Source organism: Streptomyces sp. NPDC033165, assembly GCF_055577965.1.
Genome location: NZ_JBVIPK010000004.1, coordinates 448,578 through 463,764 on the forward strand (window position 1 = coordinate 448,578; position 15,187 = coordinate 463,764).

A 15,187-nucleotide genomic window follows, 5' to 3' on the forward strand; every position below is an offset into this window, starting at 1 on the left:
GGAAGCATGCCCCGCCAGCGGTACGAGGAGAGGCCGTCCCGGCTGGACGGCGCCGTCGTCTGGACCCTGGACGCCCCGCCCGGCTCCGAGCAGCCCGCCCGGTCCGTGCTCCCCGACGGCTGCATGGACCTGATCTGGACCGGCGGCCGCCTGATCGTCGCCGGACCCGACACCCACGCCTTCGAGGTGGACTCGCGCAACCGGGGCTCCTGCGCCGCGATCCGCTTCGCCCCCGGCACCGCGCCGACGCTCCTGGGCGTACCGGCACACGTGCTGCGCGACCACCGGGTCGAGCTGGATGCCCTCTGGCCCCGGAGCGCCGCCCGCAGGTTCGTCGAGCGGATCGACCGGGCCCCCGACCCCGCCGTCGCCCTGGAGGACGCCGCCCTGGACCTGGCCGCCGGCACCGGACCGCCGGACCCGCTCACCGTGGCGGTCGCGGACCGGCTGCGACGCGGCCGGTCCGTCGCCGCGACGGCCGCCGAGGCCGGCCTCGGAGCCCGCCAACTGCACCGCCGCTCCCTCGCGGCCTTCGGCTACGGCCCCAAGGTCCTGGCCCGGATCCTCCGCCTCCAGCGCGCCCTGACCCTCATCCGCACCGGCCTCCCGTACGCCGAGGCCGCATGCCGGGCGGGCTGCACCGACCAGGCCCACCTGGCCCGCGAGATGCGCGACCTCGCCGGAACGACGCTCGGGGCCTACTTCGCCGCAGGGGACGCGGGGGCGAACAGCGAGACCCCGCAGCCGTCCGGGTCCAGCACCACCGCATAGCGCTGCCCCCACTCCGCGTCCCAGGGCTTCGCATAGCCCCGGTGACCGGCCTCGACGAGGTCCGCGTACAGGGCGTCCACCTCCGCCGGGCCCTCGCAGGCGAACGCCAGCCCGAGCCGCTCGCCGCCCGCCGGGCGCTTCCATGCGGGGTCGAACGAGGCGATGACCTCCTCGGTGTCCCACAGCAGCCGCTGGCCGCCCGGCAGGGTCACCTCGACATGGGGCGCGGACTCCGCCCCCTCGGGGATGTCGAGGCCGAGCCGCCGGTAGAAGGCGAGCGAGGCCGCCAGGTCCGCCGTGATGATGCCGATCGCGTCGAGTCGTGGAGTCATGCCCCGACCGTAGGCGCACGCCGTCCCGGCCGTCTTGTACGAATCGGACGCCCGCCCCCGCCCCTCACTCCAGGCAGTCCGCGGGCGAGGTCCCCGGGTCGGTCAGGGCCAGGCCCAGGGAGGCCCGTTCGGTGATCCACCGCGTCGGCCGGTGGCGCGGGTCGCCCGTCGTCGCGTGCAGTGCCCGCTGGAGCTCCAGCATTCCTGCGGCCCCGATCCGCTCGCCCCACGCCAGCGGCCCGGCCGGATAGCCGAGGCCCGCGGTCACCGCGAGATCGATGTCGGCCGGCGCGGCCAGCGAGCGCTCCGCGATCGAACAGCCGACCGCGACGACGGAGGACAGCAGCCGCTGCGCGACCGACCCCGCCGTGTCCCGCACGACCGACACCCCGTACGGCTCCCCGCCCTCGGCGGCCCGCGCCAGCACCCCGCGCGCGTCGCGGGCGGCCCCCCGGTCGGAGGCGGGCGTCACCGCGAGCACCCGCCGCCGTCCGGCCGGAGGCAGCACCTCGACCCCGAACGTACGCTCCCGGGGGAGTCCGCCCTCCGCGATCGCCGCCGCCACCGACGTCCCCCACACCGGCACCAGGACCACGGCCTGAGCCGACGGCCCGCCGCCCCGCTCGACGCGGACCCCCGCCGCCTCCAGCGAACCGGTCAGACCCTCCTCGTACGCCGCGACCTCCCGCCGCCCCGCCGTGGCCAGGAACACCGGGCGCTCCGCGTTCCCGCCGACCGGGCTCTCCGGCGCGGGGCCGGACGCCCCGTCCCCGTACGCGTACCAGCCCCGGCCCGTCTTGCGGCCGTGCAGCCCCGCCACCACCCGGTTCGGGGTGAGGAAGGAGGGGCGCAGCCGGTCCTCGTACCGGAAGCCCTCCCAGATCGAGTCGATCACCGCGGCCGTCACATCGAGACCGGTCAGGTCCATCAGCTCGAAGGGGCCCATCCGCAGCCCCAGGACGTCCCGGGCGATCCGGTCGATCTCCGCCGGGTCCGCCACCGATTCCTCCAGCAGCGCCAGCGCCTCGGTCACCAGCCCCCGCCCGGCGTGGTTGACCAGGAACCCGGGGGTGTCGGCGACGGTGACGGCCCGGTGGCCGCACCCCTCGACCAGCTCGGTCAGCCGGGCCGGGATGTCCGGACGGGTCGCCGCGCCCGGTACCACCTCCACGATCCTCATCAGCGGCACGGGGTTGAAGAAGTGCAGCCCGGCCAGGCGCGAGGGGTCCTGGAGCGTCGCCGCGATCCGGGTCACCGACAGGGACGAGGTGTTCGTGGCGAAGACGGCGGACGAGGGCAGCGCCCGCTCCAGCTTCCCGAACACCTCGGCCTTGGTGGCCAGGTCCTCCCGTACCGCCTCGATGACCAGCTCCACCTCCGGACCGGCCGCCCAAGGATCACCGAGCGGCACCAGCCGGGCCACCGCCCCGTCCCGGTCCGCGGCGGTCATCCGGCCCTTGGCCACCGCCCGGTCCAGCATCGAGGCGACGAATTCCAGGGCCTCGGTCACCGCCTCGGGCCGTACGTCGGCGAGTTCCACGGTGTGCCCGGCGCTCGCCGCCCACTGGGCGATGCCACGGCCCATGGCCCCGGCTCCGACGATCCTGATACGCATGGCAGTGGGGCCCTTTCGGCAGAGGCAGGCACGGTCTTCAGCGGAGGTAGACACGGTTCGGGTCGACATCGTCGCGCAGGAGCCGCAGCTCCGCAGGTGTGGGCGGGGCCGTCGTCGTGACCCGGTCGGCGGCCTTCAGCTCCCAGCCGGTCGCGGCCCGGACCTGCTCGACGGTGACCCCGGGGTGCACGGCGGCCAGCCGCAGTTCGTCGCCGACGCCCTCGCGGGCGAGGACGCCCAGCTCGGTGACGACCCGGGTGACGCCGACGCCGAACGGACGGATTCCGTCCGCGAGCGCCCGGTCCGGGCCCGGCGTGGTGCAGAAGTCCAGCACCGCGGCGAAGGAGCGAGGGGTGTGGCGGCGCATCACCACGAACACCTCACGGGCGTTCGCCATCACCTCGACCGCGCCCCCGGAGCCCGGCAGCCGCACCGACGGGCGGTAAGGGTCCCCGATGACGGAGGTGTTGAGGTTGCCCCAGCGGTCGATCTGCGCGGCTCCCAGGAACCCCACGTCGATATGCCCGCCCTGGAGCACCGAACCGAACAGGGCGGGCATCGACACGACCGCCTCGGCGCCCGTGATCAGGACCGCGTCCGCGATGGTCTCCGGGAGGTGGGAGGGGTGCGCCCCGCACACCCCGGACTCGTACACCACCTCGATGCCCGGCGCGACGGTCAGCCGCGCCAGCTCGGCCGCGAGCGTCGGCAGCCCGATCCCCGCGAACACGGTGCGCCGCTCGGCCAGTTCACGGGAGGCGACGACGGACAGCAGCTCGGAGGAGGTGACGGGAACGGTGGAACCGCCTCCGCCCGCCAAGGCGGTCCGACCGTGACCGCGCACCGCCCCGCCCCCCTCAGCCGGGCCCTGCCCGCTCACAGCCGCCGCCCGTAGTTCACCGGGGCGCTCAGCGCCTCGCCCACCGCGAGCCCCGCCCAGTACTCCTCGCCGAGCTTCGCCACGTACTCCGCGTGGTCGGCGGTGCCGTACACCCACTCCGCCAGCCACTCCCGCAGCCGGACCGGATCCCGGCTGATCGCGGACCAGGACCGGTAGAAGGCGTTGTCCCGGTCGTAGTAGCCCTGCGCGAACGAGGGGTGCGCCCCGCGCGGGCAGACCACCACCGCGTCGACCGCGTGCGCCGGGATCAGCGTCCGGTTCGGGTCCGAGCGGACCACCTCGTCCCCGACCAGCTCCTCCACGACCACGACCGCCCGGTCCGCCGCGTACACCGCCTCGGCCTGGACCCCGGTCAGCCCCCAGATCTGGGTGTTGCCCCGGCGGTCGGCGCGCTGGGCGTGGACGATCGTCACATCCGGGTTGACCGGCGGTACGACGTAGATCTGTTCGGGAGCCTGCCCGTCCGGCCCGGGATAGGGCGAGGTCACCTTGCGGATACCGGGGTTGACGGACGGCAGATCGCTCCCGCCGTACGACCGCAGCGGATGGAACGGCAGCCGCTGCGCACCGGCGAGATAGCGGCAGACCATCCCGTAGTGGCTGTACTCCTCGAACGCCAGCGGCTCGGGGTCCGCCCGCTCGATCCGCCGCCGCAGCTCACCGAGCGAACCGGCGGAGGAGTTGCCGACGAAGGAGGAGACCAGCCGGGTGACACAGTCCGCCGCCACCATCTGGTCCACCACGATGTCCGCCGTCATCCGCACGACCGTCAGTCGGCGACGGCCCTGCCGGATGATCTCGTGCCCGGCCGCGGTCGGGATGAGATGGGTGAACCCTTCGAGGCTCACGGTGTCCCCGTCGTGGACGAAGGAGGCGACGGCCTCCCTCATCGACATGACCTTGTCGGCCGTCCGGTCCACCGTGCTCCCCATCGTCCGCATGCGCCGACCCCACGGTGTCAGCCCCCATTGATGGCTGTCCAATACCGAATTAGGCTCGGACCGAGACGTGAGGAGCATCAAAGACGCGAGGAGCGCCCATGGAACTGCGCCACCTGAAGGCCTTCCTCGCCGTGGCCGAAGAACTGCACTTCGGCCGCGCCGCCAAGCGCCTCCAGATGGCGCAGCCGCCGCTGAGCCAGCGGATCCGGCAGCTGGAGAAGGAGCTCGGCGTGCAGCTCTTCCGCCGCAACACGCGCTCCGTCCGGCTCACCGGCGCGGGAGAGGCCTTCCTCGAACCCGTGACGAAGATCCTCGACGACCTCGACACGGCCGTACGAGCCGCCCGCTCGGCGGGCCGGGGCGAGTACGGCCGGGTCACCATCGGCTTCGCCGGAGCCTCCAGCCACGAGACGCTGCCCCGGCTCACCCGCGCCGTACGCGCCGCCCACCCCGGCCTCGAACTGGTCATGACCGGCCAGACGTACGCCAACGTCGCGCTGTCCCGGGTGGCCGACGGCTCGCTCGACCTCGGCTTCGTCCGCCTGCCGGTCACCCGTGCGGGAGTTTCCTACCGGGTGATCGACGAGGAGGAACTGCTCTGCGCCCTGCCCTTCGACCACCCGCTCGCCCGGCGCGAGGCGGTGCCGCTCGGCGAACTGGCCGACGAACCGTTCGTCTCCTTCCCCGCCAACACCGGCTCCACGGTCCGCGACGCGATGACCGAGGCCTGCGAGAGCGCCGGGTTCACCCCGCGCGTCATCCAGGAGGCCCCCGACTCGTACACGATCATGGCGCTCGTCGCGGCCGGGGTCGGCGTCACCCTCACGGTCACCTCCGTACGCCACATCCAGCAGAGCGGACTCGTCTACCGGCCCCTCACCGGACCGCCCATCCGGCGCCAGGCGGCCCTCGCCTGGCGCGCGGACAACCCCTCGGCCGCCCTGCACGCCGTGCTCGCCGTCGCCCGGGACGCCCTTCCGACCCCCGTACGCCGACCGGACGGCGAACCGACTGAGACGCCGGGGCTCTCGATCCGGGGCCGATCCGGTATTGGACCGGCTCAGTCACCGGATGCGAAGGTCACCCCACCACCCGCGCCCCGTCCGTCGCCCTGAAGGAAGGCCCGCCCGTGCCGCTCGACGTCGTCATCTGCGAACCCCTGCGCACCCCGATCGGCCGGTTCGGCGGGGCGTTCGCCCAGCAGACACCGGCCGCGCTGGCCGCACGCGTCATCGCGGAGATCGTCACCCGCACCGGCATCGACCCCGACCGGGTCGACGAGGTGGTCCTCGGCCACGCCTACCCGACCAGCGAGGCCCCCGCCATCGGCCGCGTCGCCGCCCTGGACGCCGGACTGCCCACCACGGTCACCGGCTCCCAGACCGACCGCCGCTGCGGCTCGGGGCTCCAGGCGGTCCTGGACGCGGCGATGCAGATCCGCGCCGGGTTCAGCGACGTCGTGATCGCGGGCGGCGTCGACGTCATGAGCGGCGCCCCCTACTACACCCACGACGGACGCTGGGGAATCAAGGGCCCCGGCCTCCAGCTCCACGACGCCCTCGCCCGGGGCCGGGTCACCGCGGGCGGCCTCAACCACCCGGTCCCCGGCGGCATGATCGAGACGGCGGAGAACCTGCGCCGGGAGTACGGCATCAGCCGCGCCGACCAGGACGCCCTGGCCCTGCGCTCGCAGCAGCGGGCCGCCCGCGCCGCCGCCGAGGGGCGCTACGACGCGGAGACCGTCCCCGTCACCGTACGCACCCGCAAGGGCGAGACCGTCGTCACCGCCGACGAACACCCCCGCCCCGACACCACCGCCGAACAACTCGCCGCCCTCCGCCCGGTGATGGCCGAGTCCGACCCGGAGGCCACCGTCACGGCGGGCAACGCCAGCGGCCAGAACGACGCGGCGGCCGCCTGCCTGGTCACCAGCGCCGGAACCGCCGAACGCCTCGGCCTCACCCCGCTGGTCCGCCTGGTCTCCTTCGCCCGGGCCGGGGTCCCCGCCGCGACGATGGGCATCGCACCCGTAGCCGCCACCCGCACCGCCCTCGACCGGGCGGGACTCTCGCTCGCCGACCTCGACCTGATCGAGCTGAACGAGGCCTTCGCCGCCCAGGTCCTGTCCTGCACCCGGGAGCTGGGCCTCGGCGAGAAGGACCACGAGGAGCGGATCAACGTCAACGGCTCCGGCATCTCGCTCGGCCACCCGGTCGGCGCCACCGGAGCCCGTATCCTCGCCACCCTCACCCGCGAACTCCACCGCCGTGAGGCCCGCTACGGCCTGGAGACGATGTGCATCGGCGGCGGCCAGGGCCTCGCGGCGGTCTTCGAACGCATCGCGGCCTGAGGGGAGCCGGGGCCATCACGGCCTCACCGGCCGACCGGCGCACCCGCACCCGGCGCACCCGCACCCCGGGAGAAACCGGTCACCGCACACGACGAAAGGCCCGGCCGGACAGTCCCCGCTGTCCGGCCGGACCTCGTTTCTCACGCAGGCGCGGTGGTGATTCAGTCCCGCGCGTCACGGGTACGGCGCATCAGCACCGCCCCGCCGAGCAGCAGCGCGGCGCTCGCACCGGCGGCCAGCCCCAGATCGGCGGCACCGGTGTCGGCCAGGTGCGCACCCGGGGTGTTGGAGCCGGGCGTACCGGAACCGGGGGTGTCTGCACCCGGAGTGTCCGTGCCGGGGGTGTCGGTCGGAGGCATGTCGACGGGCGGCTCGTCCACCGGCGGTTCGTCGACCGGGGGCTCGTCGACCGGGGGCTCGTCGACCGGGGGCTCGTCGACCGGGGGCTCGTCGACCGGGGGCTCGTCGACCGGGGGCTCGTCGACGGGCGGCTCGTCCACCGGGGGCTCGTCGACCGGGGGCTCGTCGACCGGGGGCTCGTCGACGGGCGGCTCGTCCACCGGGGGCTTGTCCACCGGCGGGTGGTCGTGCTTCGGGCCGTCGGCGTTCACGCACTTGTTGCCGAAGGCCGGGTTCAGCAGGGCGATCACATTGACCGTGTTGCCGCACACATTGACCGGGATGTTCACCGGAGCCTGCAGGGTGTTGCCCGAACCGACGCCCGGCGAACCGACGGCAGCGCCTTCGGCCGACGCGTCGGCGTGTGCGGTGCCGCCGACCGCGGCCAGGAGACCTGAGGCGGCCGCCACGACGATGAAGCTCTTGTTCAAGACTTGTCGCATTACTTGTTACTTGCCCTTCCCTCACACATGCGCGCTGGACGACTGCCATAACGAACGAGGGCTGTGGGGGAAACTTGGAGTTGCGTGAAAATTCTGTCATCACCCGGATGGATGGCGTGTACGTATCCCGCACTTGCCGGTCCGCGGGTAAAGAAAAACGATTCCGCCGGTACGAACGGGTGGACGTACGAACGGAGGCGGGGCGATGTGTGCGAATCCGTACGGCGGTCGCGCTCCGGCGCCGCACGCCCCCCCGTGTCCGGCATTCGGGTGAATGGGCGGAACCAAACGCCGCGCGCCGAGTTGATCAGGGCGCTCCGCCGCGGGGCAACCAGTGCGAGAAGGGTTAATCGTGATCAAGAAGGTTCTGGCTACGGGCGCTGTCGCCGCCTCCGTCCTCGGCCTCGGCGCCACGCAGGCCATGGCGATCGCCAACGACGGGGGCACCACCTCGATCAACGGCAACGGCGCTTCGCAGTCCTTCGGCAACGCCGAGACCCACGGTGACTGGAGCCCGCAGTTCGGCCTGGTCCAGGGTTCGCTGAACAAGCCCTGTGTCGGTCTTCCGCTGAAGGGCAACGTCGGTTCACTCGTCGGCGTCGTGCCGGTCACCGTCCAGGACATCAACGTCCTGTCCTCCCCGCAGAACCAGCAGTGCACCGAGAACTCCACCCAGGCCAAGGGTGACGAGGCTCTGTCGCACATCCTGGACGACATCCCGATCCTCTCGGGCAACGGCGCCGGCAACGGCTGATACGGCTGAATACCCGGGCCCGGGCCCTCGGCGTTCCTCCACCGAGCGGTCCGGGCCCGCTGCTTTCCCCGGGAATGCGTGGTGGCTTTCCGGCCGCCCCCATTCCCGTAACCGACGCCGAATCGACGTTGCGTCATTCGGGCGGTTCTCCGGGATTCCGCTTCCCGGGCAGTTTCGATTCCGGCCGTTCATCGTTACGAATGACAGCGCCGGAGTCACGAGCGATCAAAATCGGGCTCGGGCGGCACGAGAGTCGTGACCGCCCCGGACTCCGCCGAGGAAAGGGACACAAAGTGAAGTACACCAAGGTTGCCGCCGTCGCCGCCGGAACGCTCATGGCGATGGGCACCGCCGCGCCGGCCATGGCCGACTCGGGTGCCGAGGCCGTCGCCGCGCACTCCCCGGGCGTGCTGTCCGGCAACATCCTCCAGGCCCCGATCCACGTTCCGGTCAACGTCTGCGGCAACACCGTCAACCTGATCGGTGCGCTGAACCCGGCCTTCGGCAACACCTGCATCAACCAGTGAACAACTGACCGGCCGGGCGGACAGCCCGGGACCGGTCGGCCCCGGACGGCAACCGCCGTCCGGGGCCTTTTCGTTGAACGACTGCCGCCGACAGCCGAGAAAGATGACGCCGCACAGTTTCCCGAATGCGGCCTGATCGTTGTCCATGGAGAAAGCGGCAGAAGTCACAGGTAAAGAAAGCTTGTGTGCGGCACGGGAACGTGACCGAAGCAGATGCCGTGCAGAAGGGAACCCCGAAGTGAAGTACGCGAAGACCGCCGCGATCGTTGCCGGTTCCGTGGCCGCCCTCGGAACGGCTGCCCCCGCCTTCGCCGTTACTGACGCCATGGCCCCCAACTTCAGCCTCGACCGGGGCCTCAACCAGGTCGTGGCCAGTGCCCCGCAGGTCGTGGACCCGCTGGTCGACACCGTCGGCGACACCACCGAGACGGTCTCGAAGGACGGCACGGTCGGCAAGCTGGCGGGTGAGGCCACCGGCGCGGCCGGAGGGGCCGCTCCACTGCTCGGCGGAGTGCCCATCGGCGGCTGACCGCCGCGGAACGGCGAACCTCTCAGCGCTTTCGGCGCCACCATTCCTCCCGTTCCGACTTCCTCCCGTGTCGGCCTCGCATTTCTCCGCGAACGCACGGCAGGAAAAGCACCGTTCGAGTGAATGGGCATAACCAGATCCGCCGGGCCGAGTTGAGCAGAATGCTCCGGACAGGCGGGCACACGTTTCATCCCAGAAGGGCTTTTCATGATCAAGAAGATTATGGCCTCGGCGGCCGTCGCTGCCACGGTCGTCGGTGCCTCCGCTGCGGCCGCCCCGTCCGCCATGGCGATCGCCAACGACGGCGGCACCACGTCGATCAACGGCAACGGCGCCTCGCAGGCCTATGGCAACTCCGCGACCCACGGCGACTGGAGCCCGCAGTTCGCGCTCATCCAGGGCTCGCTGAACAAGCCCTGCATCGCCCTGCCCGCCAAGGCGAACATCGGCTCCCTCGTCGGCCTCGTGCCGGTCACGGTCCAGGACATCAACGTCCTGTCCTCCCCGCAGAACCAGCAGTGCACCGAGAACTCCACCCAGGCCAAGGGTGACGAGGCCCTCTCGCACATCCTGAACGACATCCCGATCCTCTCGGGCAACGGCGCCGCCAACAACTGACGCCGCACAGACCGAACCACGCGGGGCCAGTCCCCCCGTCCGGCGAACGCTCTTCGCCGGACGGGACGGGCTGGCCCTTCGTCGTGCGTGGGCGCGTCCGGCGCCGTGTCCGACGGGCGCGGGCGGTGCGGGGGTTGGGCCGGATGCCGTAGCACCGGCTGAGGATCCGGCCCCGTCCGGGTAGAGCCTCTCCATGGACCCGTACGGCAGCCAGCCCCCGCAGCGCAGAGAGCAGCCCCCACCGAGCGGCACACCGATCTTCGACCGGCTCCTCGCCGAGTGGCGGGCGGCCGGACACGACCCCGTTCCGCAAGCGCCTCAGGAGCCGACCGCGCACCGCGGTGGTTTCGTCCCGGCGGCCCGCACCTCGGACGAGGTGGCCGAGAACTGAGCAGCGGCGTCGACCTTGCGCCGGATCGAACCCATTTGAGTGGCAGTGCGCAACCGATCGCGGTCCGCGTCGGTTGATCAGTACGTTCCACACCGGGACGCTCCGAAAGGTGAAGCTTGATGAAGAAGATGATGGCCGGCGCTGCAGTGGCCGTGTCCATGCTCGGTCTGTCCGCGGTCGCGGCTCCCGCGGCCATGGCGATCGGTAACGACGGTGGCACCACCACGGTCAACGGCAACGGCGCCGAGTCGAAGTTCGGCAACGCTGTGACCAAGGGTGACTGGAGCCCGCAGACCCAGGTTGTCCAGGGCACCCTGAACAAGCTCTGCATCGGCCTGCCCGCCAAGGTCAACGTCGGCTCGCTCGTCGGCGTCGTGCCGGTCACGGTCCAGGACATCAACGTCCTGTCCAACCCGCAGAACCAGCAGTGCGCCGACAACTCCACCCAGGCCAAGGGCGACGAGCCGCTGTCGCACATCCTGGACGACATCCCGGTGCTCTCGGGCAACGGCGTCGGCAACAACTGACGTATCGAGCACGGGCGGTCCCGAGGTCACCCTCCGGACCGCCCGTCCTCATTTCCGCGCTTCCGCGGCACGCCGCACGACCGGCACCGCCGTACGACGAGGCCCACCACTCCACGGGGGGTGGTGGGCCTCGTCGTGTGCTGGTGCGGGGCGGTCAGCCCAGGGAGCGGACCGGGAGCAGACAGTGCGCGGAGGTGCGGACGACCTCCTCGTCGGCCGCGAAGGCCCGCAGCTGGTCCTCGCTGACCGGCTGCCCGGGCACGGCCTCCGGCCATGGGGCGGTGGCGAACATGCCGTACACCTGGCCCTGTGCCTGGGCGGCCGCCAGCCACTCGGCGGGGGCGGGGTACTGCGCCTTGAGGTGAGGCAGCGTCAGGACGGCCTGGCCCGCCTGGACGAGGAGCGTCGCCTGGATGCCGGGGGTCGTGGCCGCGTCCTGGATCGAGCCGCCGACCTGGAGGCCCGCACGCTCCAGCGCGCTGCGCAGGGCCTCGCGGCCGACCTCCGGACCGTCCTGCCCGTCGCCCAGCGAATAGGAGAGGAGGAAGGCGGTGTCCTGGTCGGCGTCGGGCTGCCGGCCGCTCCAGCCGATCAGGATCTGGGTGCCCAACTGGGCTGGTGTGAACGTGCCGGTGGAGGTCTGGGGTGTGGTCATGCTCGGCACCCTAACGGTCATGGACCAGCACCTATGCACGCGTATCACTCGATCGAGGGAGATCTATGGGTAACTCCGGCGAAAAAAACTGTTGGCGCCGCTCCCGGGAGCCGGTCTAGGGTGAACACCGTTCCGCACGCCGCAGTGACGCGTGCGGCAGACAAGAGGAATCAGGAGGTGAGGACATTGATGACTGTCGTTGCGATGGGCACTGCCCACAACCGGAAGAGCATCGTCCTTATCTCCGTGGCCACCGGCTGACCACTTCTCGCAACTCCCGCGCCGAGCGCGCGTGCCGGGGCCACCCTGTGAAGGGTTTCCCTTGTCTTTCTCGTTTTCTCCGGCAGCTTCTTCCTGCTCTTCTTCGCACCCGCTGGCCCCGTACGGCTGGGACGAGGACTGGGCGGCCGCCTTCTTCCCGTACGCCGAGCAGGGGCTCGTCGCGGGGCGGGTGGTGCGGGTGGACCGCGGTCAGTGTGACGTGATCACCGCTGACGGCCCGGTCCGCGCCGACACCGCGTTCGTGGTGCCGCGTGACCCGATGCGGATCGTCTGCACCGGTGACTGGGTGGCGCTCGACGCGGACGGTGACCCGCGCTTCGTCCGTACGCTGCTGCCGCGCCGTACCGCCTTCGTCCGCTCGACCTCCTCGCAGCGGTCCGAGGGGCAGGTGCTCGCCACCAACATCGATCACATCGCCATCTGCGTCTCGCTCGCCGTCGAACTGGACCTCGGACGCCTGGAGCGCTTCCTCGCGCTGGCCCTGTCCAGCTCCAGCGGCGCCGCCCTGCTCGGGGACGGGCGGGAGACCGAGCACCAGCCCGAGGTGATCGTGCTCCTTACCAAGGCGGACCTGGTGCCCGACGCGGCCACCGTCTCCCACCTGGTCCGGGACGTCGAGGCGATCGCCCCCGGCGTCCAGGTGCTGCCCGTCAGCTCCACCACGGGCGAGGGGCTCGACGTCTTCGGCGCCCTCGTCTCCGGCGGTACGAGCGTGCTGCTCGGCATCTCCGGCGCGGGCAAGTCGACCCTGGCCAACACCCTGCTCGGCATGGATGTGATGGAGGTGCTGGCCGCCCGGGAGGTCGACGGCAAGGGCCGGCACACCACCACGACCCGCAACCTGCTCGTCCTGCCGCACGGTGGCGTCCTCATCGACACCCCCGGTCTGCGCGGCGTCGGCCTCTTCGACGCCGGGGCAGGGGTCGGCGAGGTGTTCTCCGAGATCGAGGAGCTGGCCGCGCTGTGCCGGTTCCACGACTGCTCCCACACGGTCGAACCGGGATGCGCCGTGCTCGGCGCGCTGGAGGACGGCACCCTGCCCGAGCGCCGCCTCGACAGCTACCGCAAGCTGCTCCGCGAGAACCAGCGGATCGTCGCCAAGACCGACGCGCGCGTGCGCAGCGAGATCCTGCGGGACTGGAAGCGCAAGGGCTCCGAGGGGCGGGCGGCGATGCAGGCCAAGCGGGGCCGGGTGCGGTAGCCGCAGGCGTACGGTTCGATGTCCGAAAACCGCGAGTGCGGCAGCGGCGGCTGCCGCACACTGGACGGTGTGATGGACGAACGGACCAGGTACGAGGCGGTGAGCAGCCGCGACGCACGGTTCGACGGAGTGTTCTTCTTCGCCGTCGTGACCACCGGCATCTACTGCCGGCCGAGCTGCCCCGCCGTCACTCCCAAACGCGCCAATGTGCGCTTCTACCCCACCGCCGCCGCCGCCCAGACGGGCGGCTTCCGGGCCTGCCGCCGCTGCCGCCCGGACGCCGTGCCCGGCTCCGCCGAGTGGAACGCCCGCGCGGACGTCGTCGGCCGGGCCATGCGCCTGATCGGCGACGGCGTGGTGGACCGCGAGGGGGTGCCCGGGCTCGCCGGGCGGCTCGGCTACAGCGCCCGCCAGGTCCAGCGCCAGCTGAACACCGAGCTGGGCGCGGGACCCGTCGCGCTCGCCCGTGCCCAGCGCTCCCACACCGCCCGGGTGCTCCTCCAGACCACCCGGCTGCCGGTCACCGAGATCGCCTTCGCCGCCGGGTTCGCCAGCGTCCGGCAGTTCAACGACACCATCCGGCAGATCTACGCCCGCACCCCCAGTGCTCTGCGCGCCGAGGCCGGGACGGGGCTCGGTGGCGGACGCCGCGAGGGGGCGCGGGCCGGGGTGCCGCTGCGGCTCGCCCATCGGCGCCCGTACGCCACCGCCGCCATGTTCGACCTGCTGGCCGCGGAGGCGGTCGCCCGGGTCGAGGAGGTCGTGGGGGAGCCGGGGCGCCGTACCTACCGTCGCACCCTGAGGCTGCCGTACGGCTCCGGGCTCGTCGCGGTCGACGAATCGTCGCCCGGCCCGTGGCTGGAGGCCCGCATCCAGCTCACCGACCTGCGTGACCTGACCACCGCCGTCCAGCGGCTGCGCCGACTCCTCGACCTGGACGCCGACCCGTACGCCGTGGACGAGGCCCTCGCGGCCGACCCCGGCCTCGCCCCGCTGGTCGCCGCCCGCCCCGGACTGCGCTCGCCGGGCGCGGCGGACCCGGAAGAGGCCGCCGTACGGGCCCTGGTGGGGCGGGAGCGGGCCGAGGAGCTGGTGGAGCGGTACGGAAAGGCGCTGGACGTGCCGTGCGGCGGGCTCACCCATGTGTTCCCCGATCCGGGCGCGCTCGCCGGTTCTACCGAGGATCCGGCGCTCAGTGCCCTGGCCGCCGCGCTCGCCGACGGGCGGCTGCGGCTGGACGCCGGCGCCGACCGGGGCGAGGCGGAGCGGACGCTGCTGACGCTCCCCGGGATCGGCCGCCGCACCGCCGCGCTGATCCGGATGCGGGCGCTGGGCGACCCCGACGTCGATCCGTACGGGACGCCCGGGGCCGAGGACTGGCGGCCCTGGCGCTCCTACGCCGTACGCCACCGGGAAGCGGCCGCGGCTCCCCGCTGACCGCCCCCGCCGCACCCCGGGCGGTCAGCCCCAGAGCACCGCGCCCAGCCAGGCCCCCGCCACCAGCAGACAGGCGAACAGCTCCACCAGCACCGCGTAGCCGGTGGCCCGCATCACCGAGCGCACCGATGCCCAGGCCGCGCCCCGGCTGCCCAGCCGCAGCCGCTCCGCGCCGAAGATCGCCCCCACATACCCGAGGACCGCGCCCACCACGGGCACCACGAAGAACCCCCCGATCGCCGCGACCCCGCCGAGCATCAACGTCCGGCGGGGGGCGCCCGACTCACCCGGGCGACGCGGCGGCAGCAGGGGCTTGAGGGCCTGGTTCAGCAGCATCAGGGCCGTCGCGCCGATCAGGACGGCCCAGGCCGCCGTCGTCATGTCCGTCAGCGCCCACCACAGCACCGCCGCCCAGACGATCGCCTGCCCGGGGACGCCCGGCAGCAGCACCCCGACCAAGCCCAGCAGCATGACCAGGCCGACGGCGACGAGCTGCCACACACTCATCTGACCA

At 72.5% G+C, this 15,187-nt stretch carries 17 protein-coding genes and 1 pseudogene; 11 read left to right on the forward strand and 7 right to left on the reverse strand.

Going from position 1 to position 15,187, the window contains the following annotated elements; translation table 11 throughout:
• The first annotated feature begins 6 nt into the window (after positions 1-6).
• On the forward strand, positions 7-771 hold the full coding sequence (locus ACZ5WC_RS13135; RefSeq protein WP_468540864.1) for a DUF6597 domain-containing transcriptional factor: 765 nt from the start codon (positions 7-9) through the stop codon (positions 769-771).
• Here the strand turns inward: ACZ5WC_RS13135 and ACZ5WC_RS13140 are convergent.
• From ACZ5WC_RS13140 to ACZ5WC_RS13155, 4 genes are all read right to left on the reverse strand, one after another.
• Positions 699-1,103: a VOC family protein gene (locus tag ACZ5WC_RS13140; protein WP_468540865.1), complete on the reverse strand. Its 405-nt coding sequence runs from the start codon at positions 1,101-1,103 to the stop codon at positions 699-701. The two genes, ACZ5WC_RS13135 and ACZ5WC_RS13140, sit on opposite strands and share 73 nt — an antisense overlap.
• Positions 1,104-1,167: 64 nt before the next feature.
• A complete protein-coding gene (locus ACZ5WC_RS13145) occupies positions 1,168-2,718 on the reverse strand; it encodes a 3-hydroxyacyl-CoA dehydrogenase (protein ID WP_468540866.1) in 1,551 nt (516 codons plus the stop codon).
• A 37-nt stretch (positions 2,719-2,755) separates the two neighbouring features.
• The gene (locus tag ACZ5WC_RS13150) at positions 2,756-3,562 is read right to left on the reverse strand and encodes a CoA-transferase subunit beta (RefSeq protein WP_468540867.1); all 807 of its coding nucleotides are present in this window, start codon (positions 3,560-3,562) and stop codon (positions 2,756-2,758) included.
• A 32-nt stretch (positions 3,563-3,594) separates the two neighbouring features.
• The gene (locus ACZ5WC_RS13155) at positions 3,595-4,551 is read right to left on the reverse strand and encodes a CoA transferase subunit A (RefSeq protein WP_468540980.1); all 957 of its coding nucleotides are present in this window, start codon (positions 4,549-4,551) and stop codon (positions 3,595-3,597) included.
• Between the two features lie 107 nt (positions 4,552-4,658).
• On the opposite strand from ACZ5WC_RS13155, the gene ACZ5WC_RS13160 reads away from it, so the two are divergent.
• Complete coding sequence (locus ACZ5WC_RS13160) at positions 4,659-5,675, forward strand: LysR substrate-binding domain-containing protein (RefSeq protein ID WP_468540868.1); 1,017 nt, start codon at positions 4,659-4,661, stop codon at positions 5,673-5,675.
• A gap of 14 nt (positions 5,676-5,689) precedes the next feature.
• Positions 5,690-6,910 (forward strand): acetyl-CoA C-acetyltransferase, encoded by a 1,221-nt coding sequence (locus ACZ5WC_RS13165; RefSeq protein WP_468540869.1) that lies wholly within the window; start codon positions 5,690-5,692, stop codon positions 6,908-6,910.
• Positions 6,911-7,071: 161 nt separating this feature from the next.
• On the opposite strand, the gene ACZ5WC_RS13170 is transcribed toward ACZ5WC_RS13165, so the two are convergent.
• A complete protein-coding gene (locus ACZ5WC_RS13170) occupies positions 7,072-7,752 on the reverse strand; it encodes a chaplin (RefSeq protein WP_468540870.1) in 681 nt (226 codons plus the stop codon).
• 352 nt (positions 7,753-8,104) lie between these two features.
• On the opposite strand from ACZ5WC_RS13170, the gene ACZ5WC_RS13175 reads away from it, so the two are divergent.
• The 6 genes from ACZ5WC_RS13175 to ACZ5WC_RS13200 all read left to right on the forward strand — a co-directional run bounded on the left by ACZ5WC_RS13175 (position 8,105) and on the right by ACZ5WC_RS13200 (position 11,098).
• Positions 8,105-8,506 carry a rodlin gene (locus tag ACZ5WC_RS13175; protein ID WP_096626230.1) on the forward strand — a complete coding sequence of 134 codons (402 nt, stop codon included), beginning with the start codon at positions 8,105-8,107 and terminating at the stop codon, positions 8,504-8,506.
• 293 nt (positions 8,507-8,799) lie between these two features.
• Positions 8,800-9,033, forward strand: a complete 234-nt coding sequence (locus ACZ5WC_RS13180) for a chaplin (RefSeq protein WP_468540871.1) — start codon at positions 8,800-8,802, stop codon at positions 9,031-9,033.
• A 238-nt stretch (positions 9,034-9,271) separates the two neighbouring features.
• A complete protein-coding gene (locus ACZ5WC_RS13185) occupies positions 9,272-9,562 on the forward strand; it encodes a hypothetical protein (RefSeq protein ID WP_096626234.1) in 291 nt (96 codons plus the stop codon).
• A 207-nt stretch (positions 9,563-9,769) separates the two neighbouring features.
• Complete coding sequence (locus tag ACZ5WC_RS13190) at positions 9,770-10,180, forward strand: rodlin (RefSeq protein ID WP_468540872.1); 411 nt, start codon at positions 9,770-9,772, stop codon at positions 10,178-10,180.
• A gap of 193 nt (positions 10,181-10,373) precedes the next feature.
• Positions 10,374-10,571: a hypothetical protein gene (locus ACZ5WC_RS13195; RefSeq protein ID WP_468540873.1), complete on the forward strand. Its 198-nt coding sequence runs from the start codon at positions 10,374-10,376 to the stop codon at positions 10,569-10,571.
• Between the two features lie 119 nt (positions 10,572-10,690).
• Entirely contained in the window at positions 10,691-11,098 is a 408-nt protein-coding gene (locus ACZ5WC_RS13200; RefSeq protein WP_311122084.1) for a rodlin, read from the forward strand.
• 154 nt (positions 11,099-11,252) lie between these two features.
• Here the strand turns inward: ACZ5WC_RS13200 and ACZ5WC_RS13205 are convergent, their stop codons facing one another.
• On the reverse strand, positions 11,253-11,753 hold the full coding sequence (locus ACZ5WC_RS13205; protein ID WP_468540874.1) for a DUF5949 family protein: 501 nt from the start codon (positions 11,751-11,753) through the stop codon (positions 11,253-11,255).
• Positions 11,754-12,075: 322 nt separating this feature from the next.
• Here ACZ5WC_RS13205 and rsgA point away from each other — a divergent pair, with 322 nt between their 5' ends.
• Positions 12,076-13,236, forward strand: coding sequence for a ribosome small subunit-dependent GTPase A (rsgA, locus tag ACZ5WC_RS13210; RefSeq protein ID WP_468540875.1), 1,161 nt, complete (start codon positions 12,076-12,078; stop codon positions 13,234-13,236).
• A 72-nt stretch (positions 13,237-13,308) separates the two neighbouring features.
• Positions 13,309-14,773 (forward strand): annotated as a pseudogene (locus ACZ5WC_RS13215) (DNA-3-methyladenine glycosylase 2 family protein).
• On the opposite strand, the gene ACZ5WC_RS13220 reads toward ACZ5WC_RS13215, so the two are convergent.
• Complete coding sequence (locus ACZ5WC_RS13220; protein ID WP_468540876.1) at positions 14,698-15,180, reverse strand: DUF456 domain-containing protein; 483 nt, start codon at positions 15,178-15,180, stop codon at positions 14,698-14,700. The pseudogene ACZ5WC_RS13215 and the gene ACZ5WC_RS13220 overlap by 76 nt on opposite strands.
• Positions 15,181-15,187 lie beyond the last annotated feature (7 nt).